Origin of the sequence: Microbacterium marinum (assembly GCF_014204835.1) — a bacterium.
GTDB lineage: Bacteria > Actinomycetota > Actinomycetes > Actinomycetales > Microbacteriaceae > Microbacterium > Microbacterium marinum.
Map to the genome: position 1 here is coordinate 2,177,577 of NZ_JACHMD010000001.1, position 21,206 is coordinate 2,198,782.

Below are 21,206 nucleotides of genomic sequence, written 5' to 3' on the forward strand. Positions count from 1 at the left end.
CCATCCTGCCCGCTCCGACGGTGCGTTGCTATCCGACCTCGGTCAGCACGCGCCGACGCTGGTCGAGCTCCCGGAGCGCGACGCGGACGCGCCGACCCTCCTCGGAGTCCGCGGGTACGCGTTGGACCGCTCCCAGCAACTGCGCCTTCTCCTGGTCGATCGCGCGCAGCCGCAGCCGGCGGCACAGAGCGAACGCCGAGGCTTTCGCCCCCGCCTCCGTCAACGCCGGGAACGAGGAGGTCAGCAGTTCGGCCGCGAGAGAGCGGTACGGTTCGCGCGTGGCATCCACCGCCGCCGTGGCCCACCCGACACGGGTCCGGTCGGGCTGGGTCAGCACAGCCTGCCGTACGGCCTCGAGCGCGGGATGCTGCATCGGGAGCGCCAGGGCCGCATCGACCTCCGCCGCATCGATCGTGTGGCCGTACTGGAGGATTCCCATGAGAGCGTCGCGCTCCAACGAGACCGCCGCAGATGCGGGGAGCGTGGCGACGGTCACGCGGACCATCTCAGGCGCCCCTGCCGCCTGCACCTCGACGGGCGGCGAGGCGTTGTCGCGCGATGCGCGGCTGCCGCGGGCTGCCCGCTCGACGGCGGGCGTCACCTCGCCCAGGTCCATGCCGAGCTTGCGCGCCAGCACCCGCGTGTATCCCGGCCGAAGCGACGAGTCGCGGATCTCCGCCACGATCGGCGCCGCAGCACGCAACGCCCCGACACGCCCCTCGACGCTGCCGAGGTCGAAGCCCGCGAGCTTCTGATCGATGACGAACTCGAACATCGGCGCCTTCGCATCCATCAGCGCGCGAACGGCGCCATCACCCCGGTTCAGTCGCAGGTCGCACGGATCGAGCCCGTCCGGCGCGACGGCCACGTAGGTCTGCGCAGCGAAGCGCTTCTCGTCGGCGAATGCGCGCAGGGCCGCCTTCTGACCTGCGGCATCCGGATCGAAGGTGAAGATGACCTCGCCCGACGCGTCGTCATCGCCCATCACTCGACGCAGCACCGAGATGTGGTCGGAGCCGAATGCCGTACCGCAGGTCGCGATCGCCGTCGTGATGCCGGCGAGGTGGCAGGCCATCACGTCGGTGTAGCCCTCCACGACGACCACCCGATGCGACCGGGAGACGTCCTTCTTGGCGAGGTCGAGGCCGTACAGCACCTGCGCCTTCTTGTAGATGGGCGTCTCGGGGGTGTTCAGGTACTTGGGGCCCTGGTCGTCGTCGTACAGCTTGCGGGCGCCGAAGCCGATCGTCTGACCCGTCAGGTCGCGGATGGGCCAGACAACCCGCCCCCGGAAGCGGTCGTAGACGCCGCGCTGCCCCTGGGAGACGAGTCCCGCGGTTGCCAGCTCCTCGTCCGAGAACCCCTGGGAGCGGAGGGCTTCGCGCATGTTGTTCCACCCCTTGGGCGCGTAGCCGATCCCGAAGTGCGCCGCCGCCCCGGCGTCGAAGCCGCGCTCACCGAGAAAGCGTCGACCCGTCTCGGCTTCGGGGCTCGCCAGCTGCGAACGGAAATACTCGGCGGCAGCGGTATTCGCTTGGTACAGGCGCGTCCGCCCGCTGGTCTCGGGCGCCGGTCCACCGTCCTCGTAGTGGAGGGTGTAGCCGATCCGACCTGCCAGTCGCTCCACCGACTCGGTGAAACTCAGGTGGTCCATCGCGCGCAGGAACGAGTACACGTCTCCCGACTCACCGCATCCGAAGCAGTGGTAGTAACCGACCTGCGGTCGCACGTGGAAGCTCGGGCTGCGCTCGTCGTGGAACGGGCAGAGGCCCTTGAGCGATCCGACACCGGCAGACTTCAGGGCGACGCGCTCCCCCACGATGTCGGCGATGTTCGTGCGGGCCTTCACCTCATCGACATCCGCCTGGAGGATGCGGGCCATCAGAGACCTTCGATCGGCTCGGGCAGTGCGAAGCCGCTGGATGCCACGACACGCGAACCCGCCGGCCACAGGCCGAGCTCGCGCAGATCCACTGCGCCGACCAGCGCGGAATGCCACTCGATGGCGAAACGGTCGGTGAGGGTCGCGACCTGGTCGACGACGACACGCTTGCGCTCCGCATCGGTCCGACTCGCCGCGAAGTCGACCGCGTGAACCCGATCGAGGTGCTCGGGGCGCTCGAGAAGAGCGGAGGCGAGGCGCTTCAGGACGCGACGCTGCTCCTTGTAGAGCCCTTTGCGTCCATCGATGGAGACGACGAACGCGCCGATCGTCCCCTTGAGGACCGCCATCTCCGCCTCGATGACCCGCGGTACGACCATGCGGCCACGGTAACGGGTGAGCGCGGGGGTGTCGTAGTGCTCACGGGTGGCGGCGGTCGCGGCGCGTGCGAAGCGGCCGATGAAGTCGGAGGTGAGGTTCTTGAGCCGGGCGACCGACGCGCGCGTCCCGTCGAACTCCGTCATCCACTCGGGCAGTCGAACGAGCCGGTAGAGGGCGTCGGCGAGCTCGTCCCGACTGAAGCCGAGACCCACCCACGACTGGATCGCGGTCAGGAGGGATTCGCGCTCCCGCGCATCGGCCAACCGACGCGGGTCGAGGTACCCGTTCAGCACGGCGTCCTCGAAGTCGTGGACCGAGTACGCGATGTCGTCGGACAGGTCCATGACCTCCGCTTCGATGCACCGCACGCGGCCGGGAGCGCCCTCGCGCATCCAGGCGAAGACGTCCTCATCCTCGGCGTACACGCCGAACTTCTGACGCCCTCCCGGGTCGGGGATCGCATGATCCGCCGTCCACGGGTACTTGCAGGTCGCGTCGAGGCTGGCCCGTGTCAGGTTCAGTCCGAAGCTGCGCCCGTCCTCGTCCACGACCTTGGGTTCCAGTCGCGCGAGGATGCGGAGCGACTGCGCGTTGCCCTCGAATCCGCCGATGTCCTCGGCCCATTCGTTGAGTGCACGCTCGCCGTTGTGACCGAACGGCGGGTGTCCGAGGTCGTGGCTCAGACACGCGGTGTCGACGACGTCGGGCGACAGCTCCAGCGCGATCGCGAGCTCACGACCGACCTGCGCCACTTCGAGCGAATGCGTGAGCCGGTTGCGAGCGAAGTCCGCGGGGCTCGCGGGGCTCAGCACCTGCGTCTTGGCCGCGAGTCGGCGGAATCCCGCCGAGTGCAGCACCCGGGCGCGGTCGCGCGCGAATCCGTCGCGCTGCGAGCGATGCCGCTCCGGGTGGAAGCGTTCGGCGTCGGAGTCCACGTACCCGGCGGGACGTCCGGGCGCGACCCCGACCCCGCTCGCCAACTCAGCCGCCACTGGTGTCGAGCTCCGCATCGGCGAGTGCGGTGGATGCCGCGTGGCCGATCTCCCGCGAGTCCAGCCAGCCGTCGGGCAGTGCGGGTCGCTTCGGCGTGCCGGCACGTCCTCGCTGTCCCTCGGCGGCGGCACCCGGGTAGGGCGCGCCGAGGTCGAGCTCGCCGAGCAGGTCGTCGATCTCGGTGAGCGAGGATGCGGTGGCCAGCTTCGCGCGCAGGTCTCCGCCTACGGGATACCCCTTGAAGTACCAGGCGACGTGCTTGCGGATGTCGCGGCACCCGCGATCCTCGTCCTCGAAGAACTCCACGAGCAGTTCGGCGTGACGGCGGAAGGCTGCGGCCACGAACCCGAGGGTGGCATCGACGGGGTCCGCGGCGTCGCCGGAGCCGAGCTCACGGGCGAGGTCGCCGAAGAGCCAGGGACGGCCGAGGCACCCGCGGCCGACGACGACACCGTCACAGCCGGTCTCGGTCATCATCCGACGGGCGTCCTCCGCCGACCAGATGTCGCCGTTGCCGAGGACGGGGACGCTCGTCACCGTCTCCTTGAGCTTGGTGATCGCCGACCAGTCGGCGTTGCCGGAGTAGAACTCGGAAGCCGTGCGAGCGTGCAGCGCGACGGCGGCGACGCCGGCGCCCTCGGCGATCCGGCCGGCCTCGAGGTAGGTCAGGTGATCGGAGTCGATGCCCTTGCGCATCTTCACCGTGAGCGGAACGGACCCCGCCGCTGCCGCGGCGCGCTCGACGATCTCGCGGAAGAGCTCGGTCTTCCACGGCAGCGCGGCGCCGCCGCCCTTGCGCGTCACCTTGGGGACGGGGCAGCCGAAGTTCAGGTCGACATGATCAGCGTGGTCTTCGTCGACGATGATCCGGACGGCCGCCTCCACGGTGGCCGGGTCCACGCCGTACAGCTGGATGGATCGCGGCGTCTCGGACTCGTGGTGGCGGATGAGGCGCATCGTCGTGGCGTTGCGCTCGACGAGCGCGCGCGTGGTGATCATCTCGCTGACGTACAGTCCCGCGCCGTACTCGCGGCACAAACGGCGGAACGCGGTGTTGGTGATCCCCGCCATGGGTGCGAGCACGACGGGCGCGTCGAGCGTGATGGGCCCGATGCGCAGGGGCGCGGGGGGTGCGACGGTCGTGGACATATCCTTCCCATTCTCCCAGACGGCGAGCGCTCCCGGCATCGTCCCGCGCCCTATCGTGGAGACATGACCGAGAGTGCCTCCCTCCGCGAGATTCCGTTCACCACGGCCGATGGGGAGGAGAAGACGCTCGGCGACTTCGGTGACAAGACCTTCCTGATCGTCAACGTCGCCTCCAAGTGCGGCCTCGCCCCGCAGTACGAGCAGCTCGAGGAGCTCCAGCGGCAGTACGGCGATCGGGGCCTGCAGGTCATCGGTTTCCCCTGCAACCAGTTCATGGGTCAGGAGCCCGGGTCGATGGAGGAGATCCTCGACTACTGCGCCGTGAACTGGGGCATCACGTTCCCCATCATGGACAAGGTTCGCGTCAACGGCTCCCACGCGGCTCCCCTCTACAAGGCGCTGAAAAAGGCGCCCAACGCCGAACGCGCCAAGGGCCCGGTGATGTGGAACTTCGAGAAGTTCCTCGTGACGCGGGGCGGCGAGCTGCACCGCTTCCGCCCCCAGACCAAGCCGAACGAGCCCGAGGTGATCGCCGCGATCGAGGGCGCACTCACCTGAGATCCCACGGACGACGAAGGCCGCATCCCGGGACAGGGATGCGGCCTTCGTCGTCGGGGCTGCGGTCAGCTCGCGGCGGGCTCCTCCGCGCGCTCGGCCCACACCTGGCGGGCGATCTGCGCGAACGCCGCGGCAGGCTGCGCGCCGCTCACGCCGTACTTTCCGTCGATGACGAAGAACGGCACACCCTGGATGCCGTAGGCCTGCGCCTGCGCCTGGTCGGCGCGAACGGCTTCGAGGTAACGGCCCGACTCCAGCGCTTCGCGGGTGGCCTCGGCGTCGAGACCGACATCACCGGCGAGCGCAACGAGGTCGTCGATCTTCCCGACGTGACGGCCTTCGGTGAAGTACGCCGACATGAGGCGCTCGGTCATCTCCTTCTGCATGCCCTGCTCTTTCGCGAAGTGCAGCAGCTCGTGGGCCTTGACCGTGTTGGTGTGCTTCAGGATGTCGAAGCGGTAGCCGAGGCCCGCGTCGGCGGCGACGCCGGTCACGCGCTCGAGCATCTGCTCCACCTGATCGGCCGGCATGCCCTTGTGATGCGCGAGGAAGTCGATCTCGCTGCCCTCGAAGTCGACGGGGGTGTCCGGCGAAAGTTCGTAGGAGTGGAAGGTCACCTCCACCTGGGGGGCGTCGGCATCCTCAGCGATCTCGGCGAGACCGGTCTCGAGGTTGCGCTTTCCGATGTAGCACCACGGGCAGGCGATATCGCTCCACACGTCGATCTTGATGGCATCCGTCACACCCCGTGCAACGTCGTCCGCCCCTCGCGGTATTCCCTGCTCCCCTCCTAGGCTTGCGGGATGCTGTCGGCCGACGATCCGCTCCCGTTCCGTCCGCAGCGCGTCGTCATCGCGGGCACCACCGGCGTCGGCAAATCCACTCTCGCCCGCCGCCTGGCGGATGTCTGGACGCTCGAGTACACCGAGCTCGACTCGCTCTTCCACGGCCCGGACTGGACCGTGCGACCGGAGTTCCTGAGCGAGGTCCGCCGCATCGCCGAGGGCGATCGCTGGGTGTCGGAGTGGAACTACTTCAGCTCGGGCGGCGGTCAAATCCTCGGCGAGGGCGCCGACCTCGCGATCTGGCTCGACCTGCCCCGGCGGATCGCCCGGGCCCGGCTGCTTCGCCGCACCTTGCGCCGCCGCATCCGTCGTGAACAGCTCTGGAACGGCAACATCGAGCCGCCGCTCTCGACCGTCTTTCGCGACCCCAGTCACATCCTCCGTTGGGAGATGCGCACTCACGCGACCTGGAAGACGCGGATGCCGGTGGTCGCCGCCGAGTACGAGCTTCCCGTCGTGCACTTGAGGAATCCACGCGAGGTCGATCAGTGGCTCGCCGGACCGGCGGCGGACGCCGCTCGCTGAGCCTCAGGACGCGGTGGGGGCGTCCTTCGCTCCGCCGAAGCGGCGGTCACGGGAGAGGTAGAGCTCGATCGCCGCCCACAGATCGGTGCGAGAGAAATCGGGCCAGAGCGTGTCGAGGAAGACCATCTCGGCGTAGGCGGCTTCCCAGAGAAGGAAGTTCGAGGTCCGCTGCTCCCCGCTGGAGCGGACGAACAGATCGACGTCGGGCATGTCGGGCACATACAGGTGACGACGGAGCGTCTTCTCCGTGATGGCGGAAGGCTTGAGGCGTCCCCGGGCGATTTCCTCCCCCATGGCCCGCATGGCGTCGACGATCTCGTGCCTTCCCCCGTAGTTCACGCACATGGTCAGGGTGAGACCCGTGTTGCCCGCCGTCAGCTGCTCGGCGTACTGGAGCTCTTTGATGACCGAACCCCACAGCCGCGGCTTCCGCCCCGCCCAGCGGATGCGGACATCCCACTCGTTCAGCTGATCGCGGCGGCGGTGGAGCACGTCGCGGTTGTACCCCATGAGGAAACGCACCTCTTCGGGTGACCGTGCCCAGTTCTCGGTCGAGAAGGCGTACACGCTGAGGTGCTTCACCCCGGCCTGGATCGCCCCGGCCACCACGTCGAGCAGCACTTCCTCGCCGGCGCGGTGCCCCTCGATCCGGGTGAGGCCCCGACGGTTCGCCCAGCGGCCGTTGCCGTCCATCACGATCGCGACGTGCCCGGGAACCGCACCCTTCGGGAACGCGGGCGGATGGATGCCCGTCCAGTCCAGCGCGCGGTAGGGAACCGCATCGCGGTGGGTGTAGGGCTTGGGACTCACCGTGGGGCCTCCAGGTGTGAGAGGGATCGGATGCCGCGCTCGAGGTGGAACTGCGCGTACGCCGAAATGAGACCGGACGACGCGGCGGAGGCACCTGCGGACGCGGCATCCACGACGTCCCACTCCCCCGCGAGCAGTGCGCGCAGCAGGTCCCCCGTCTCCGGCGCGATGCGCGCGGACCCCGTCGGTGCGCACGCACTGCAGACGACGCCGCCGAGCTGCGCGACGAACCACTCGTGCGGTCCGGGAGCGCCACAGCGGGCGCACGCCTGCAGCGACGGCGCCCAGCCCGAGAGCGACATGACCCGCAGGAGGTAGGAGTCGAGCACCGATCGCGAGGCGTGCTCACCCCGCGAGAGCGCCCGAAGGCCGCCGAGTAGGAGCAGGTACTGCTGTGGCGTCGCCTCCGCCTCGTTCAACCGATCGGCAGTCTCGGCCATGGCGGATGCCGCGGTGTACCGCTCGTAGTCCGGGACGATGTCGGCGCCGTAGGCCCCGAGCGACTCTGCCTGCTGCACGATGTCGAGGGAGCGCCCCTTGTACAGCTGGACGTCGGCCACCATGAACGGCTCGAGCCGGGCACCGAAGCGGGAGGACGTTCGCCGCACGCCCTTCGCGACGGCGCGGATCTTGCCGTTCCGGCGGCTCAGCATCGTCACGATGCGGTCCGCCTCCCCCAGCTTGTGGGTGCGCAGGACCACGACTTCGTCGCGGTATGTCGGCATCCATCCATTATCGCGTGACGGGGCACAATGAAGGCGTGACCGAGTCGCAGTTCCTGATCCCGCTCTGGGCCGACCTCACCGCCGTCGGGCTGGGCGGCGTCCAGGGCGCCCTGTTCGCGTCGGGATTCGTCGGACAGCGACGGCTCGATCTGCTGGGCGTCGCCATCATCGGCATCGTCATGGGACTCGGCGGCGGCATGATCCGCGACCTCCTGCTGAACACGACGCCGGTCGCGCTGCAGAGCAACTGGTACCTGCTGACGGTGACGGGCGCAGCGCTCGTGGGAATGCTCCTCGCCGGCGTCTTCCACCGTCTGAACGCGGTGATCGTCGCCCTCGACGCCGTCGCCATCGGCATGTTCGGCGCGCTCGGCACCACGAAAGCCCTCGCCCTGGGGCTGCCCGCCATCCCCGCCCTGTTCGTCGGCGTGTGCGCCGCCGTCGGCGGCGGTCTCCTCCGCGACGTCTTCATGGGACTGCCCGTCGCCATGATGCACGTCGGGTCGCTCTACGCGATCGCCGCCGCCGGTGGATGCGCCGTCCTCGTCACCCTCGACATCGTCGGCGTCGAGGCGGTGCCGGCGGCGATCGCGTGCATCGCTGTCACCGCCGTCATCCGCGTCCTCGCCGTCGCATTCGACATCTCCCTGCCCGAGCAGCGGGCGCTCTACCGCCGCAAGGTCGCCGTCGAGACCTCGACGATTCCGATCATCAAGCCCTGACGGCGACCGCTGCGGCGATCAGACGCCGGCGAGCTCGGCGTGCGCGCGGGTTCGGATCGCGCGGTTCACCGCCGAGACGATCGCCTTGAGGCTGGCCGTCGAGATGTCACCGTCGATGCCGACCCCCCACAGGCGCTGGTCATCGACCTGCAGCTCGACATAGGCGGCCGCGTGGGCGTCACCGCCCGCGCCGAGCGTGTGCTCGACGTAGTCGTACAGCGAGATGTCGAAGCCACGCTCGCGCAGCACCGTCAGGAAGGCGGCGATCGGGCCGTTGCCGCTGCCGCGGGCGGCGACGCTCTCGTCACCGTCGCGGAGGGTCACGTCGAGGCTGACATCACCCGACATATCGCTCTGCGTCCGCGTCGACAGGAGCTCGAAACGTCCCCACTTGTCGTCGTCGGCCGCCGCCGGCAGGTACTCGTCGGAGAAGATCGACCAGATCTGACCGCTGGAGACTTCACCACCCTCGGCATCCGTCTTCGCCTGCACCACACCGGAGAACTCGATCTGCAGCTTTCGCGGCAGATCCAGCGCGTGATCGCTCTTCAGCAGGTACGCGACGCCGCCCTTGCCCGACTGCGAATTGACCCGGATGACCGCCTCGTAGGAGCGGCCCAGGTCCTTCGGGTCGATCGGCAGATACGGCACCGCCCATTCGATGTCGTCGACCGACACACCCGCCGCCTTCGCGCGGGCATCCATCGCCTCGAAGCCCTTCTTGATGGCGTCCTGGTGCGAACCGCTGAAGGCCGTGAAGACCAGGTCGCCCGCCCACGGGCTGCGCTCGGGCACGGGCAGCTGGTTGCAGTATTCGGCTGTGCGCTTGACGTGGTCGATGTCGCTGAAGTCGATCTGCGGGTCGATCCCCTGCGTCAGCAGGTTGATGCCCAGCGCGACGAGGTCGACGTTGCCGGTGCGCTCGCCGTTGCCGAAGAGGCACCCCTCGATGCGATCGGCACCGGCCATGTAGCCGAGCTCGGCCGCGGCGATCGCCGTGCCGCGGTCGTTGTGCGGATGCAGCGACAGGATGACGTTCTCACGATGGGCCAGGTGACGGCTCATCCACTCGATCGAGTCGGCGTACACGTTCGGCGTCGCCATCTCGACCGTCGCCGGCAGATTGATGATGACCTTGCGCTCGGGCGTGGGCTCGAAGACCTCGATCACCTGGTTGCAGACATCGACCGCGAACTCGAGTTCGGTGCCCGTGTAGCTTTCCGGCGAGTACTCGTAGTAGACCGTGGTCTCGGGAATCGTCTTCTCGTACTCCCGGCACAGCCGCGCGCCCTCGAGCGCGATGTCGATGATGCCCTGCTCGTCGGTGCGGAAGACGACCTCGCGCTGCAGCACGCTCGTGGAGTTGTACAGATGCACGATCGCCTGCTTGGCGCCCGCGATCGACTCGTACGTCCGCTTGATGAGGTGCTCGCGTGCCTGGGTGAGCACCTGAATCGTGACGTCCTCGGGGATCAGGTCTTGTTCGATCAGCTGCCGCACGAAGTCGAAATCGGTCTGACTCGCGCTCGGGAAGCCGACCTCGATCTCCTTGTAGCCCATGGCGACCAGGAGCTCGAACATGACGCGCTTGCGCTCGGGGCTCATCGGATCGATGAGCGCCTGGTTGCCGTCACGCAGGTCGACCGCGCACCAGCGTGGAGCGACCTCGATGCGCTTGCTCGGCCACGTGCGGTCGGGCAGCTCCACCCGGATCTGCTCGTGGAAGGGACGGTACTTGTGAACCGGGGCGGTGGTGGGCTTCTGGTTGTTTCGCATGGTGTGGCTTCTTCTCTCGTCTACGTGGTTCGGGCCCACGGAAAGCTCCGCGACGAGAGTGGCCCTGTTACTGCGAGGTCTCGTCGCGGCAGCTAAGAAGGAGAAGCCTGCCGGAGCGCATGCCCCCACGTTACACCGGAACGACCCGGCGTACCCCCGGGACGTCACACCACGGGTGAGACGGTCGCGTGCTCGTCGACACTTTGGGTACATGAAGCATCCGCGCCTCGCGCTCGCCCTCCCCCTGGCCGCCGCTCTCCTGCTCACGTCCTGCGCCACACCGGCCTCCGCCGGGGCGGGAGGCACCGCACCCGATGCTCCCGCCGGCGCCTCCTTCGGCTCCACCCTCCCGGGAGCGCCCGCGGGCGACGTCATCGGTCAGGGCACCGTCATCGACACCGGGTCGGGCGCGGAGCTCTGCCTCGGCGCCGTCGCCGAGTCGTATCCCCCGCAGTGCAGCGGCATCCCGATCGCGGGCTGGTCTTGGGACGGGCTCGACGGCGCCGAATCCGCCGGCGACACGACTTGGGGTTCGTACGCCGTCCAGGGTGGGTATGACGGGAAGACACTCACCCTCACGCAACCTCCCATCCTCCTGGCGCTCTACGACCCGATGATGCGTGAGGACCCCACCGACGGGCGCGCCGGCAAGGCGACCGACGACGACGTCGACGCGGTGCAGGCCACGGCGCCTGACCTGCTCGGCGAGGCCTACCTCGGGTCATACCCCGAGGGCGGCTGGGTGTGGCTCGACGTGGTCTGGGATGACGGCACCCTGCAGCAGGCGGCCGACGACGATTTCGGCACGGGCGTCGTCGTGGTGCGCTCCGCACTCACCGAAGTCGGGTGACCGCGGTCACGGCAGGAGCGCGAGCTTTCCGCCGGGATGGCCGCCCATGAGCAGAGCGGCCGCCTCCCGCGCGTGAGCGAGCGGGAACGTCCGCGCCACGGGCACCTCGAGGAGCCCACGTTCGGCGAGGTCGATCAGGGCCGGCCGAGCGGCGTCGCGGAACACGGCGCTCGCCTTCTTCATCCCGCCGATGGCGACGATGCCGTCAGGTTCCACCCGGTCAGCGCGGACGATGGTGATGATGCGGCCCCGATCGCGCACCAGCGCGAGGGACGACGCGATGGCCTCGTCGGTCCCGACCGCGTCGAGCGCCGCGACGAACGGCGCAGCCGCGGCATCCGTCGCCCGATCGATGAGGCCGTCGCCGTAGGTGATCGGGATGCCGCCGTAACGGCGGACCACGTCGGCATTGCCCTCGCTGGCTGTCCCCACCACCCGGATGCCGCGCACGGCGGCCTGCTGCAGGAAGCTCACCCCGACGGCGCCGGACGCGCCGTGCAGCAGCACCGTGTCACCCGAGCCGGCGCCGCTGAGTTCGACGAGCTCGGCGGCGGTGGCGCCCGCGAGCAGGAGATTGGCCGCTGCAGGATGGGTGAGCGTCGTCGGCTTCGCGAACACCTTCGCGGCCGGCACGGTGAGCTCGCCCGTGTATCCGCCGCTCACCCGGAAGGCGATGACCTCGTCGCCGACCCGCGCCGGGCCCGACCCGATTTCGGTGTCGGGACCGAGCGCCGTGATCTCGCCAGAGACCTCGTAGCCGATCGGCGCGGGGAAGGTCCCGCCGGGCCCGCTGCTGTACTTCACGTCGGCGGGGTTCATGCCCGCCGCATGCACCCGGATCGTCACCTCACCGGGCTTGGGCGCGGGCACGTCGACCTCGCGGAGCTCCCACGCCTCGATCCCGCCCGGTCCCGTCGCCATCCATGCCTGCGTCATGATGTCCTCCCGTGGATCGTCGGCGCCGTCGCCGGTCAGAAACCCAGTCGCCCGAGCTGTTTGGGGTCGCGCTGCCACTCTTTGGCCACGCGCACGCGCAGGGAGAGGAAGACGCGCCGTCCGAGGAGCGGCTCGATGCCCGCCCGCGCCCGCGCCCCGACGTCGGCGAGCCGTGAACCCTTGCGACCGATGATGATCGCCTTCTGACTGTCGCGCTCGACGACGATGTTGGCGTAGACGTCGGTGAGGTCACTGTCCTCGCGGTCGGCGATGTCCTCCACCGTCACTGCGATGGAGTGCGGCAGTTCGTCGCGCACGCCGTCGAGGGCTGCCTCGCGAATGATCTCGGCGATGCGGTCTTCGATGCTCTCGTCGGTGACGACGCCTTCGGGGTACAGGGCGGGGCCGGCCGGCATGAGCTCCAGAAGCTCGTCGGCCAGGACGTCGAGCTGATCCTCGGTCACCGCCGACAGCGGGATCACGGCGTCCCAGTCCTCACGGAGCGCGTCGACCTCCATCAGCCGCTCGGTGATCTCATCCCTCGAGGCGATGTCGACCTTGGTGACGATGGCGATCTTCTTTGCTCGTCCGTATCCGTCGAGCGATGCGGCGATACGGCGATCCCCCGGTCCCACCTTCTCGGTGGCCGGAACGAGGAAGCCGATGGCGTCCACGTCGCCGAGCACCTGCTCGACGAGGTCGTTCAACCGCTGACCGAGGAGGGTCCGGGGTTTGTGGATGCCCGGGGTGTCGACGATCACGAGCTGCCCGGCAGGCCGATTCACGATACCGCGAATGGCGCGGCGCGTCGTCTGCGGCTTGTCGCTGGTGATCGCGACCTTCTCGCCGACGAGCGCGTTCGTGAGCGTCGACTTGCCGACGTTGGGCCGACCGACGAAGGTCACGAATCCTGAGCGGTGCGTCATGGTCTATTCCGATCCCCGCGAGATGCGGATCTCCCCGGTCCGGGGCGAGAACGCGGCATCCGCCGCCTCGAGGCTTTCGAGGCGCTCGACGAAGACGGTGGCGAGTCCGCGGCCGCGGCCGCGCGACGTTCCCCCGGTGAGCACCAGTCCGCCGTATTCGACGCGCGCTCCGGGAACGGGGACGCTTCCGAGCGCCTTGCCGAACAACCCGCCGATGGAGTCGACGTCGTCGTCCTCCAGGTCGATGTCGAACAGGTCTCCAACCTCGTCGAGGGCGAGTCGCGTACTGACGCGGAACCGCCCGTCCCCCATGTCGGAGATCTCCGCCAGCCGGGAGTCGTACTCGTCGGCGATCTCGCCCACCAGCTCCTCGATGAGGTCCTCCAGCGTGACCAGGCCCGACACGCCGCCGTACTCGTCCACGACAAGGCACACGTGCACGGCTTCGCGCTTCATCTGCTGCAGAAGCGTCTCCGCACGCATCGACTCCGGAACGAACACGGCGGGGCGGGCGATCTGAGCCACCGGCACACCACGCCACGCGGTCTCGTCGCGGAAGGCGAACTGCACCAGGTCCTTCAGGTACACGACGCCGGTGATGTCGTCAGCCTCACCATCGGCGACCGGGATGCGGGAGACGCCCCTGTCGAGGAACAGCGTCATCGCCTGCTGGGTGGTCGCCGCGGCATCCACCGTCACCATGTCGGTGCGAGGGACCATGACGGCGCGCACGAACCTGTCGGTGAAATCGAAGACGGAGTGGATGAGGTCGCGGTCGTCCGCCTCGATCAGGTCCTGGGATGCCGCTTCGTCCACCATGCTGAGCAGCTGCTCCTCCGAGGCGAAGGACGCGTTGCGGTGGATCCCGGGCGTCAGCCGATCGCCGATGAGGACGAGAAGGTGCGCCAGCGGCCCCAGCACGATGCGCGCGCCGCGGATCAGGGGGGCGCATGCTCGGAGGAAGCCCTTCGCGTGCTGCCGGCCGACGGCTCGAGGCGATGCACCCACCAGCACGAACGACGCGATCGTCATGATGACGACCGCGGCGAGCATGGCCCACCAGATGTTGTCGAAGACGAGGGTGAAGGCCACCGTGACGAGGACCGCCGCGGCGGTCTCCACGAGGATGCGGATGAAGACGACGGCGGTGCGGTGGGCGTCGGGGTCGGCCGAGATCCGCAGCAGCGTCGCAGAGCCACGGCCGTTCTCGCCGAGAGCCTCGAGGTCGGTCCGCGACGTCACGTCGAGCGCGGCCTCGAGAGAGGCCATGAGTCCGCCGAGGGCGACCAGGAGGACGGCGGCGACGAAGAGGAGGATCTCGGTCATGCGCGGCGTCGGCGCTCGCTGGCGCGGAACGACGCGATGAGCTCCTTCTGCAGACCGAACATCTCGCGCTCGTCGTCGGGCTCGGCGTGATCGAACCCGAGCAGGTGGAGGAGCCCGTGGGTCGTCAGGAGGATCAGCTCGTCGATGGTCGGGTGTTTCGCCGCGACCGCCTGGGTCTCGGCGACCTGGGGGCACAGCACGATGTCGCCCAGCAGCCCTGCGGGCGTCGGAGCCTCGTCGGTGCCGGGCCGCAGCTCGTCCATCGGGAAGCTGAGCACGTCGGTCGGCCCCGGCTCGTCCATCCACTGCACGTGGAGGGCCTCCATGGCTCCCTCGTCGACGAGGAGGATCGCGAGATCGGCGTCGGGGCTGACGTGCAGTTCGGCGAGATTGTGCTCGGTCAGTCGCAGCAGCACGGTCTCGTCGACGTCGACGCCCGATTCGTTCGTGATCTCGATGGTCATGATCGTCCTCGCTTGGGCTGGCGGTCGCGGGGGCCGCCGGGTCGTAGGGTCGAGCGGCGCTCGGCGCGGTTCGCGAACTCGCTGGCCTCGTCGCGGTCGCGACGAGCGGCGAGACGCTCCTCGTCGTAGACGCTGTAGGCGTCGACGATGCGGCCGACCAGTGTGTGCCGAACCACGTCATCGCTCGTCAAGGTGGCGAAGTGGATGTCGTCGATGTTCTTCAGGACGCGGGTGACGAGCCGCAGACCCGACGCCCCCTGCGGCAGGTCGACCTGGGTGATGTCGCCGGTGACGACCATCCGCGTTCCGAATCCCAGTCGCGTGAGGAACATCTTCATCTGCTCGGGCGTGGTGTTCTGCGCCTCGTCGAGGACCACGAACGAATCATTGAGGGTACGTCCGCGCATGTAGGCCAGCGGGGCGACCTCGATGGTGCCCGACGCCATGAGCTTGGGGACGAGCTCGGGATCCATCATCTCGTTCAGCGCGTCGTAGAGCGGCCGCAGGTACGGGTCGATCTTGTCGGTCAGCGTGCCGGGCAGGAACCCGAGACGCTCCCCCGCTTCGACCGCGGGACGCGTCAGGATGATGCGGCTGACTTCCTTGCGCTGCAGCGCCTGGACGGCCTTCGCCATCGCGAGATAGGTCTTGCCCGTTCCGGCCGGGCCGATCCCGAACACGATCGTGTTCTCCTCGATGGCGTCGACGTACGCCTTCTGACCCATCGTCTTGGGCCGGATGACCTTGCCCCGCGAGGAGAGGATGGCTTCCCCCAGCACCTCGGACGGCCGCATGCCGGAGTTCTCGCGGAGGATCCGGTTGGACTGCGTGACATCGCTGGGGTCGAGCCCCTGTCCCGCACGCGCCATCCCGATCAGCTCTTCGACGAGGGCGCGCGCGCGGGCGACGGCCTCGGCATCGCCGCTCAGGGTGATCTCGTTGCCTCGCACGTGCACCTGGACGTCGGGGTGCTCCCGCTCGACGGTCCGGAGCAGCCGGTCCTGCGGGCCGAGGAGCTGGACCATCGCGACGCCGTCGGCGTAGATCCGGGCCACCGTGGGATCGCCGGCCTCGTTCGTGCTCTGCGTCGGGTCAGTCACCCAGGCTCCCTTCGGTCAGCCCACCGCCGAGGACGTGCGCGTGCACGTGGAAGACGGTCTGTCCGGCATCCGAGCCGGTGTTGAAGACGAGGCGGAAGTCCCCGCCGGCGTGTTCGGCCGCCACCGCGTTCGCCAACCCGATGACCTCGGCGAGGAGGTCGGGGTCCCCGGCGGCGAGTTCGACCACATTGCGGTACTGCTCGGTCTTGGGGATGACGAGGAGGTGGACGGGCGCCTTCGGCGCGATGTCGCGGATGGCGAAGGCGTTCTCGGTCTCGGCGATGATCTCCGAGGGGATCTCGCCGCGAAGGATCCGGCTGAAGATCGAGGGCTCGCTCATGCGTCCAGTCTAGTCAGCGGCCCTCCGACGGGACCGGTCACCACCGACCGAGCGCCGCGTTGACGAGGGCGAGCGCGACCGGGCCCGCCGTCGACGTCCGCAGGACCGTGTCGCCCAGGCGGACGCTTTCCGCACCCGCGTCACGGAGCTGCGCGAGCTCCTCCGCGGAGATCCCGCCCTCGGGTCCCACGACGAGGACGATGTCCCGCGGGTCGGCAGGGTCGAGCTCGACCGAGGTCAGCGCCGTCGCACCCGTCGGCTCGAGCACCAGCATGCGCGACGACGCGGCCCGGCGAACGAGGTCCTTCGTCGACACCGGCTGCGACACGACCGCGAGCCACGCGCGGTGTGCCTGCTTCGCGGCCTCCCGCGAGATCGTCTCCCATCGGGCGACGCCTTTGGCGGTCTTCGCACCCTCCCACCGGGACACGCTGCGCGCTGCCTGCCACGGGACGATCTCGTCGACGCCGAGTTCGGTCGCCGCCTGGACGGCCATCTCATCCCGGTCGCCCTTCGCGAGCGCCTGGACGAGCACCGTGCGCGGGCGCGGCTCGCCCGTCTCCGTGCGGGTCACGACCTCGACCTGCACTTCCTTCGGCTGCACGGATGCCACGGTGCCGGTCAGCCACACACCGCGACCGTCGCCGACCGTGACCTCCTCCCCGACACGGACGCGGCGGACCGAGGCGGCGTGATGCGCCTCGGCGCCGCCGAGCACCACGACGTCTCCGACGCGGGCATCGCCCGCGCTCTCGAGCAGGAAGTGGAGCGCCATCTCAGCGCTTGAACTTGTCGCGCAGCTTCGAGAACAGCCCCGGGTGGAACTCCGCCAGGTGCGGCGGTGCGGGCTTCGTGCGCTTGGCGAGTTCCTGGACGAGCGCGCGGGACTTCGGGTCGAGGTGCCCGGGGGTCACCACCTGCACGCCGACGCGGAGATCGCCGCGGCCCGAGCCGCGCAACGGTGTGATGCCGCGCTCGCGGATCGTGAGCACGTCGCCGGACTGGACGCCGGCACGCACGTCGAGGTCCACGGCACCGTCGAGGGAATCGATCGTCACGCTCGTGCCGAGGATGGCGTCGATCATCGAGACCTCGAGGGTCGCCAGGAGATCATCGCCGTCGCGGCTGAAGACATCGTGGGGCTCGACCGTGACCTCCAGGTAGAGGTCGCCGTTCGGGCCGCCCGCCGGCCCCACCTCACCCGAGCCGGGGAGCTGCAGTCGCAGCCCGGTCTCCACGCCGGCCGGGATGTCGATCGACACGGTCCGACGCGCGCGCACGCGCCCCTGACCCTGGCAGGTCGAGCACGGGTACGGGATCGTCGTGCCATACCCCTGGCACGTCGTGCACGGCTGCGAGGTGACGACGTTGCCGAGGAGGCTGCGGACGGTGCGCTGCACCTGGCCCGACCCGTGGCAGATGTCACACGTGACCGGCTGCGTCCCGGGCTGGCAGCACGATCCCTGGCAGGTCTCGCAGAGGACGGCCGTGTCGACCTCGAGGTCGCGGTGCACGCCGAAGACGACGTCGCCGAGCGTGAGGTCGACGCGCACGAGCGCATCCTGACCACGCTCACGCCGCGAGCGCGGCCGGCCGGCGCGCGTGCCCCCGCCGCCCCCACCGAAGAACGTCTCGAAGATGTCGCTGAAGCCCCCGAAGCCGGCTCCGCCTCCGCCGAACCCGCCGTCGCCGCCCACGTCGTAACGCTGCCGCTGCTCCGGGTCGCTCAGCACGTCGTAGGCGTGCGTGACGAGCTTGAACCGCTCCGCAGCATCCTCTCCCGGATTCACATCCGGGTGCAGCTGGCGGGCCAGGCGACGGTACGCCTTCTTGATCTCATCCGGGCTCGCGTCGCGCGCAACGCCCAGGACCTCGTAATGGTCAGCCACTTTCGCCTTTCCGGGCCTCGGGGCCCGCGTCGTTCAGCGCGCCTTCTCGTCTTCTTCGAGGAGGCGTGTCAGATAGTGCGCGACGGCCCGGACCGCCGCGAGGTTGCTGGGATAGTCCATGCGGGTCGGCCCGAGCACGCCCAGACGCGCACGGGACCCCGTGACGTCGTAGTCGCCCGCGACGACGGATGCCTCCGCCAGGCCGAACGGCTCGTTCTCACGGCCGATGCTCGTCGCGAGGCCCTGCTCGTCGGCGACCATCTCGCCCATCAGCCGCAGCAGCGTCACCTGCTCCTCGATCGCTTCCAGCAGCGGGTAGATGCTGCCGCGGAAGTCGGACTCGCGGCGGGCGAGAGTCGCGGAGCCGGCCATGACCAGCCGGTCGTGACGGAACTCCTCGAGCTCCTCGGCGAGGGTCCGCAAGACGATGCGGGTGTTGTCGTCGCGGCCCGGGATCGGATCCGCGTCGAGCAGCCGGGCGATCGCCACCGCGCCGTCGCGGACGCTCTCCCCGGTCAGCAGGGCAGCCATCGCATCCTTCACCTGCGCCGTCTCCTCGGCGGAGGGCTCCGAAGCCAGGAACGCGACCCGCTGCGACACCCGCCCCGTATCGGTGACGACGATCACGACGGCTCGCGTGCCGCCGAGATGCACGACCTCGACGTGCGAGACGTTCGCGCGCGCGAACGAGGGGTACTGCACGATGGCGACCTGGCCGGTGAGCCGGGTGAGCGTTCGCACGGTGCGCACCAGCAGGTCGTCGAGGTCACCGGTGTCGGCCAGGAACGCGCCGATCGCGGAGCGCTGCGCGCCGCTCAGCGGGCGCAGCTCCGCCAGGTGATCGACGAACACGCGGTAGCCCTTGTCGGTCGGCACCCGGCCGGACGAGGTGTGGGGAGCCGCGATGAGCTCTTCGTCCTCGAGCAGGGCCATGTCGTTGCGGATGGTCGCCGCCGACACGCCGAACTGGTGTCGGTCGACGATGGCCTTGCTGCCGACCGGCTCCCTCGTGTCGACGTAGTCCTGCACGATCGCCCGAAGGACCTGCAATCCCCGTTCCGAGACCATGACCCCTCCTCCGCTGGCACTCTCGTTCACCGAGTGCCAATTCTATCGCGCGATGGGCTCGATGTGCGGATCACACGGTGAGAGCACGCACCACGGCGTCCGCGAGCAGCCGCCCGCGACGCGTCAGCACGACCGTTCCCCCGATCGCCGCGGCACCGTCGATCAGGCCATCGGCGATGAGGGATGCCACCGCGCGCCGCCCCTCCGGGCTCGCCTCCGAGACCGGCACGCCGTCGACGATCCGCGACTGCAGCAGGATCGCCTCCAGGCGCCGCGCCTCGGCATCGGGCAGCTCGCGTCCGGCAGCGGGTGACTGGCCCGACGCCATCCGCTGGGCGTAGGCGGCGGGATGCTTGACGTTCCACCACCGGAGTCCCCCGACGTGGCTGTGCGCACCGGGGCCGTACCCCCACCAGTCCTGACCGCGCCAGTACGACATGTTGTGCCGTGAGCGCTGCGCGTCTCCCGTGGCCCAGTTCGATACCTCGTACCAGCCGTACCCCGCCGCGCCGAGAAGCTCATCGGCCAGCTCGTACATGTCGGCCTGGAGGTCATCGTCCGGCGCCGGCACCTCGCCGCGACGGATCTGACGCTCGAGCTTCGTGCCCTCCTCGACGATGAGGGCGTACGCGGAGACGTGGTCGGGCCGCAACGCGATCGCCGTCTCGAGCGAGGTCCGCCAATCCTCGAGCGTCTCGCCGGGCGCCCCGTAGATGAGGTCGAGGCTGACGGCGAGGCCCGCACGACGGGCCGCCGCCACCGCCGTCGCGATGTTCGCGGGGTCGTGCGTGCGGTCGAGCGCGGCGAGCACGTGCGGGACGGCCGACTGCATGCCCACCGACAGGCGGGTGACGCCGGCATCGGCGAGCGTCTGCGCGACGGCATCCGTCATCGTGTCGGGGTTCGCCTCGACGGTGACCTCGGCGCCGGGTGCGAGGCCGAACGCCGCGCGGACACCGTCCAGCATGCGGGCGAGATCGCCCGGCGGGAGCAGCGTCGGGGTGCCTCCCCCGAAGAAGACCGTCTGCGCCGGCCGCAACGGACCCCGGTCTCCCAGCACGTCCTTCGACAGCGCGATCTCGCGGAGGACCTCATCGGCGTAGGCGTCCTGCCGCGCACCGCGCAGCTCGGTCGCGGTGTAGGTGTTGAAGTCGCAGTAGCCGCAGCGCACGCGGCAGAACGGCACGTGCAGATAGACGCCGAAATCGCTCGCCGGATCGATGTGGACCTCCGCGGGAAGTCGACCGTCCGGGGGCGCCGGGTCGCCGAGAGGAAGGGCCGAGCCCATCAGGCGCCGGTCGCGTACAGCGGCGAGATCGCCCGGTGGTAGCCGTGGAACAGCTCCCGTCGGCGCCGACGCACCAGCGGACGCCACAGTCGGTAGAGGAATCCGACGCGACGGTCGAAGGCTCGTACGATCAACCACACCTCGTCGTCATCACGCCACTCGACGAGGAACGATTCCTCGCCGGACACGACCGACCCTTCGACCGTGCCGAGCGAGAACCCCACACGGCGCGGCTCGTCGGTCACCGAGATGACCCGCAGCTCGGCATCGGCCCGCATCCCGCCGACGCGTCCCCGAAGGTGGACGGTGGCGCCGGGGCTGACGTAGGGCGTCCCGTCCGCGTCGAAACGCTGCTCCTGATCCAGTCGGCTGGCCTGAACGGGCGTCCCCTCGGCGTCGAAGCCGACGCCGGAGTACATCGGACCAGATGCAGGCCGCACGTCGCTGACCGTCAGGCCCGCGCCGCGCTGCGCACCCCAGGAGAGGAGCTGGTCGGCGGCGGACCGGAACCGCGCGTCGCCGCTCCCGATGCGCCACGATGCCTCTGCGGGCACCGTGCCGTGGGGCGGATACCCCATCAGATCCGGAGCCTGCGTGGCTCCGACGGCGGCGTAGTCGACGGTCCCTGCCTGAAAGTTCCCGCGACGCATCTG

22 protein-coding genes are annotated in these 21,206 nt (G+C 69.6%); 4 read left to right on the forward strand and 18 right to left on the reverse strand.

The genetic code is table 11. The features are described from left to right. Positions 1-28 precede the first annotated feature (28 nt). From dnaG to dusB, 3 genes are read right to left on the reverse strand one after another with little or no spacing between them, the layout of a single operon-like run. Positions 29-1,882 carry a DNA primase gene (dnaG, locus tag BKA24_RS10740; protein ID WP_184217889.1) on the reverse strand — a complete coding sequence of 618 codons (1,854 nt, stop codon included), beginning with the start codon at positions 1,880-1,882 and terminating at the stop codon, positions 29-31. Then, positions 1,882-3,273: a deoxyguanosinetriphosphate triphosphohydrolase gene (locus BKA24_RS10745; RefSeq protein ID WP_184217891.1), complete on the reverse strand. Its 1,392-nt coding sequence runs from the start codon at positions 3,271-3,273 to the stop codon at positions 1,882-1,884. The genes dnaG and BKA24_RS10745 overlap by 1 nt, the downstream gene beginning before the upstream one ends. Continuing rightward, on the reverse strand, positions 3,245-4,405 hold the full coding sequence (gene dusB / locus BKA24_RS10750; RefSeq protein ID WP_184217893.1) for a tRNA dihydrouridine synthase DusB: 1,161 nt from the start codon (positions 4,403-4,405) through the stop codon (positions 3,245-3,247). The genes BKA24_RS10745 and dusB overlap by 29 nt, the downstream gene beginning before the upstream one ends. Before the next feature lie 63 nt (positions 4,406-4,468). Between dusB and BKA24_RS10755 the strand changes: the two genes are divergently transcribed. Then, positions 4,469-4,963: a glutathione peroxidase gene (locus tag BKA24_RS10755; protein WP_184217895.1), complete on the forward strand. Its 495-nt coding sequence runs from the start codon at positions 4,469-4,471 to the stop codon at positions 4,961-4,963. Between the two features lie 65 nt (positions 4,964-5,028). On the opposite strand, the gene BKA24_RS10760 is transcribed toward BKA24_RS10755, so the two are convergent. Then, positions 5,029-5,706 carry a DsbA family protein gene (locus tag BKA24_RS10760; protein ID WP_184217897.1) on the reverse strand — a complete coding sequence of 226 codons (678 nt, stop codon included), beginning with the start codon at positions 5,704-5,706 and terminating at the stop codon, positions 5,029-5,031. 60 nt (positions 5,707-5,766) lie between these two features. Here BKA24_RS10760 and BKA24_RS10765 point away from each other — a divergent pair, with 60 nt between their 5' ends. Continuing rightward, positions 5,767-6,333 carry a P-loop NTPase family protein gene (locus BKA24_RS10765; protein WP_184217899.1) on the forward strand — a complete coding sequence of 189 codons (567 nt, stop codon included), beginning with the start codon at positions 5,767-5,769 and terminating at the stop codon, positions 6,331-6,333. 3 nt (positions 6,334-6,336) lie between these two features. Here BKA24_RS10765 and BKA24_RS10770 read toward each other — a convergent pair whose 3' ends face one another. After that, positions 6,337-7,143: an isoprenyl transferase gene (locus BKA24_RS10770; protein ID WP_184217901.1), complete on the reverse strand. Its 807-nt coding sequence runs from the start codon at positions 7,141-7,143 to the stop codon at positions 6,337-6,339. Continuing rightward, on the reverse strand, positions 7,140-7,868 hold the full coding sequence (gene recO, locus BKA24_RS10775) for a DNA repair protein RecO (RefSeq protein ID WP_184217903.1): 729 nt from the start codon (positions 7,866-7,868) through the stop codon (positions 7,140-7,142). The genes BKA24_RS10770 and recO overlap by 4 nt, the downstream gene beginning before the upstream one ends. On the opposite strand from recO, the gene BKA24_RS10780 reads away from it, so the two are divergent. Further along, positions 7,859-8,590: a trimeric intracellular cation channel family protein gene (locus tag BKA24_RS10780; RefSeq protein ID WP_221417314.1), complete on the forward strand. Its 732-nt coding sequence runs from the start codon at positions 7,859-7,861 to the stop codon at positions 8,588-8,590. The two genes, recO and BKA24_RS10780, sit on opposite strands and share 10 nt — an antisense overlap. An 18-nt stretch (positions 8,591-8,608) precedes the next feature. On the opposite strand, the gene leuA is transcribed toward BKA24_RS10780, so the two are convergent. After that, positions 8,609-10,366 carry a 2-isopropylmalate synthase gene (leuA, locus tag BKA24_RS10785; protein ID WP_184217907.1) on the reverse strand — a complete coding sequence of 586 codons (1,758 nt, stop codon included), beginning with the start codon at positions 10,364-10,366 and terminating at the stop codon, positions 8,609-8,611. Positions 10,367-10,577: 211 nt separating this feature from the next. On the opposite strand from leuA, the gene BKA24_RS10790 reads away from it, so the two are divergent. Next, entirely contained in the window at positions 10,578-11,216 is a 639-nt protein-coding gene (locus BKA24_RS10790; RefSeq protein WP_184217909.1) for a hypothetical protein, read from the forward strand. Between the two features lie 6 nt (positions 11,217-11,222). Here BKA24_RS10790 and BKA24_RS10795 read toward each other — a convergent pair whose 3' ends face one another. From BKA24_RS10795 to BKA24_RS10845, 11 genes are all read right to left on the reverse strand, one after another. Next, positions 11,223-12,152, reverse strand: a complete 930-nt coding sequence (locus BKA24_RS10795) for a zinc-binding dehydrogenase (protein ID WP_184217911.1) — start codon at positions 12,150-12,152, stop codon at positions 11,223-11,225. A gap of 35 nt (positions 12,153-12,187) precedes the next feature. Continuing rightward, positions 12,188-13,078 (reverse strand): GTPase Era, encoded by an 891-nt coding sequence (era, locus tag BKA24_RS10800; protein WP_184217913.1) that lies wholly within the window; start codon positions 13,076-13,078, stop codon positions 12,188-12,190. Between the two features lie 3 nt (positions 13,079-13,081). Then, positions 13,082-14,404 carry a hemolysin family protein gene (locus BKA24_RS10805; RefSeq protein ID WP_184217915.1) on the reverse strand — a complete coding sequence of 441 codons (1,323 nt, stop codon included), beginning with the start codon at positions 14,402-14,404 and terminating at the stop codon, positions 13,082-13,084. Further along, the gene (gene ybeY / locus BKA24_RS10810; protein WP_184217917.1) at positions 14,401-14,868 is read right to left on the reverse strand and encodes an rRNA maturation RNase YbeY; all 468 of its coding nucleotides are present in this window, start codon (positions 14,866-14,868) and stop codon (positions 14,401-14,403) included. The genes BKA24_RS10805 and ybeY overlap by 4 nt, the downstream gene beginning before the upstream one ends. After that, positions 14,865-15,893: a PhoH family protein gene (locus BKA24_RS10815; protein WP_221417646.1), complete on the reverse strand. Its 1,029-nt coding sequence runs from the start codon at positions 15,891-15,893 to the stop codon at positions 14,865-14,867. Before BKA24_RS10815 ends, ybeY begins: the two co-directional genes overlap by 4 nt. 67 nt (positions 15,894-15,960) lie before the next feature. Continuing rightward, a complete protein-coding gene (locus tag BKA24_RS10820) occupies positions 15,961-16,308 on the reverse strand; it encodes an HIT domain-containing protein (RefSeq protein ID WP_184217921.1) in 348 nt (115 codons plus the stop codon). Positions 16,309-16,345: 37 nt separating this feature from the next. Further along, complete coding sequence (locus BKA24_RS10825) at positions 16,346-17,083, reverse strand: 16S rRNA (uracil(1498)-N(3))-methyltransferase (RefSeq protein WP_184217923.1); 738 nt, start codon at positions 17,081-17,083, stop codon at positions 16,346-16,348. Position 17,084: 1 nt separating this feature from the next. After that, entirely contained in the window at positions 17,085-18,197 is a 1,113-nt protein-coding gene (gene dnaJ / locus BKA24_RS10830; RefSeq protein ID WP_184217925.1) for a molecular chaperone DnaJ, read from the reverse strand. A gap of 33 nt (positions 18,198-18,230) precedes the next feature. Continuing rightward, positions 18,231-19,265, reverse strand: coding sequence for a heat-inducible transcriptional repressor HrcA (gene hrcA, locus BKA24_RS10835; RefSeq protein WP_184217927.1), 1,035 nt, complete (start codon positions 19,263-19,265; stop codon positions 18,231-18,233). Positions 19,266-19,335: 70 nt separating this feature from the next. Then, positions 19,336-20,553, reverse strand: a complete 1,218-nt coding sequence (gene hemW, locus BKA24_RS10840) for a radical SAM family heme chaperone HemW (RefSeq protein ID WP_184217929.1) — start codon at positions 20,551-20,553, stop codon at positions 19,336-19,338. After that, positions 20,553-21,203 (reverse strand): DUF1990 domain-containing protein, encoded by a 651-nt coding sequence (locus tag BKA24_RS10845; RefSeq protein ID WP_184217931.1) that lies wholly within the window; start codon positions 21,201-21,203, stop codon positions 20,553-20,555. Before BKA24_RS10845 ends, hemW begins: the two co-directional genes overlap by 1 nt. Positions 21,204-21,206 lie beyond the last annotated feature (3 nt).

Excerpts from the sequence above, each read along its gene's own strand:
- dnaG (WP_184217889.1), bottom strand. The coding sequence starts at position 1,882 with ATGGCCCGCATCCTCCAGGCGGATGTCGATGAGGTGAAGGCCCGCACG.
- BKA24_RS10745 (WP_184217891.1), bottom strand. The coding sequence starts at position 3,273 with ATGCGGAGCTCGACACCAGTGGCGGCTGAGTTGGCGAGCGGGGTCGGG.
- dusB (WP_184217893.1), bottom strand. The coding sequence starts at position 4,405 with ATGTCCACGACCGTCGCACCCCCCGCGCCCCTGCGCATCGGGCCCATC.
- BKA24_RS10755 (WP_184217895.1), top strand. The coding sequence starts at position 4,469 with ATGACCGAGAGTGCCTCCCTCCGCGAGATTCCGTTCACCACGGCCGAT.
- BKA24_RS10765 (WP_184217899.1), top strand. The coding sequence starts at position 5,767 with ATGCTGTCGGCCGACGATCCGCTCCCGTTCCGTCCGCAGCGCGTCGTC.
- BKA24_RS10780 (WP_221417314.1), top strand. The coding sequence starts at position 7,859 with ATGTCGGCATCCATCCATTATCGCGTGACGGGGCACAATGAAGGCGTG.
- recO (WP_184217903.1), bottom strand. The coding sequence starts at position 7,868 with ATGCCGACATACCGCGACGAAGTCGTGGTCCTGCGCACCCACAAGCTG.
- leuA (WP_184217907.1), bottom strand. The coding sequence starts at position 10,366 with ATGCGAAACAACCAGAAGCCCACCACCGCCCCGGTTCACAAGTACCGT.
- BKA24_RS10790 (WP_184217909.1), top strand. The coding sequence starts at position 10,578 with ATGAAGCATCCGCGCCTCGCGCTCGCCCTCCCCCTGGCCGCCGCTCTC.
- BKA24_RS10795 (WP_184217911.1), bottom strand. The coding sequence starts at position 12,152 with ATGACGCAGGCATGGATGGCGACGGGACCGGGCGGGATCGAGGCGTGG.
- era (WP_184217913.1), bottom strand. The coding sequence starts at position 13,078 with ATGACGCACCGCTCAGGATTCGTGACCTTCGTCGGTCGGCCCAACGTC.
- BKA24_RS10805 (WP_184217915.1), bottom strand. The coding sequence starts at position 14,404 with ATGACCGAGATCCTCCTCTTCGTCGCCGCCGTCCTCCTGGTCGCCCTC.
- ybeY (WP_184217917.1), bottom strand. The coding sequence starts at position 14,868 with ATGACCATCGAGATCACGAACGAATCGGGCGTCGACGTCGACGAGACC.
- BKA24_RS10815 (WP_221417646.1), bottom strand. The coding sequence starts at position 15,893 with ATGGTCCAGCTCCTCGGCCCGCAGGACCGGCTGCTCCGGACCGTCGAG.
- BKA24_RS10820 (WP_184217921.1), bottom strand. The coding sequence starts at position 16,308 with ATGAGCGAGCCCTCGATCTTCAGCCGGATCCTTCGCGGCGAGATCCCC.
- BKA24_RS10825 (WP_184217923.1), bottom strand. The coding sequence starts at position 17,083 with ATGGCGCTCCACTTCCTGCTCGAGAGCGCGGGCGATGCCCGCGTCGGA.
- hrcA (WP_184217927.1), bottom strand. The coding sequence starts at position 19,265 with ATGGTCTCGGAACGGGGATTGCAGGTCCTTCGGGCGATCGTGCAGGAC.
- hemW (WP_184217929.1), bottom strand. The coding sequence starts at position 20,553 with ATGGGCTCGGCCCTTCCTCTCGGCGACCCGGCGCCCCCGGACGGTCGA.
- BKA24_RS10845 (WP_184217931.1), bottom strand. The coding sequence starts at position 21,203 with ATGCGTCGCGGGAACTTTCAGGCAGGGACCGTCGACTACGCCGCCGTC.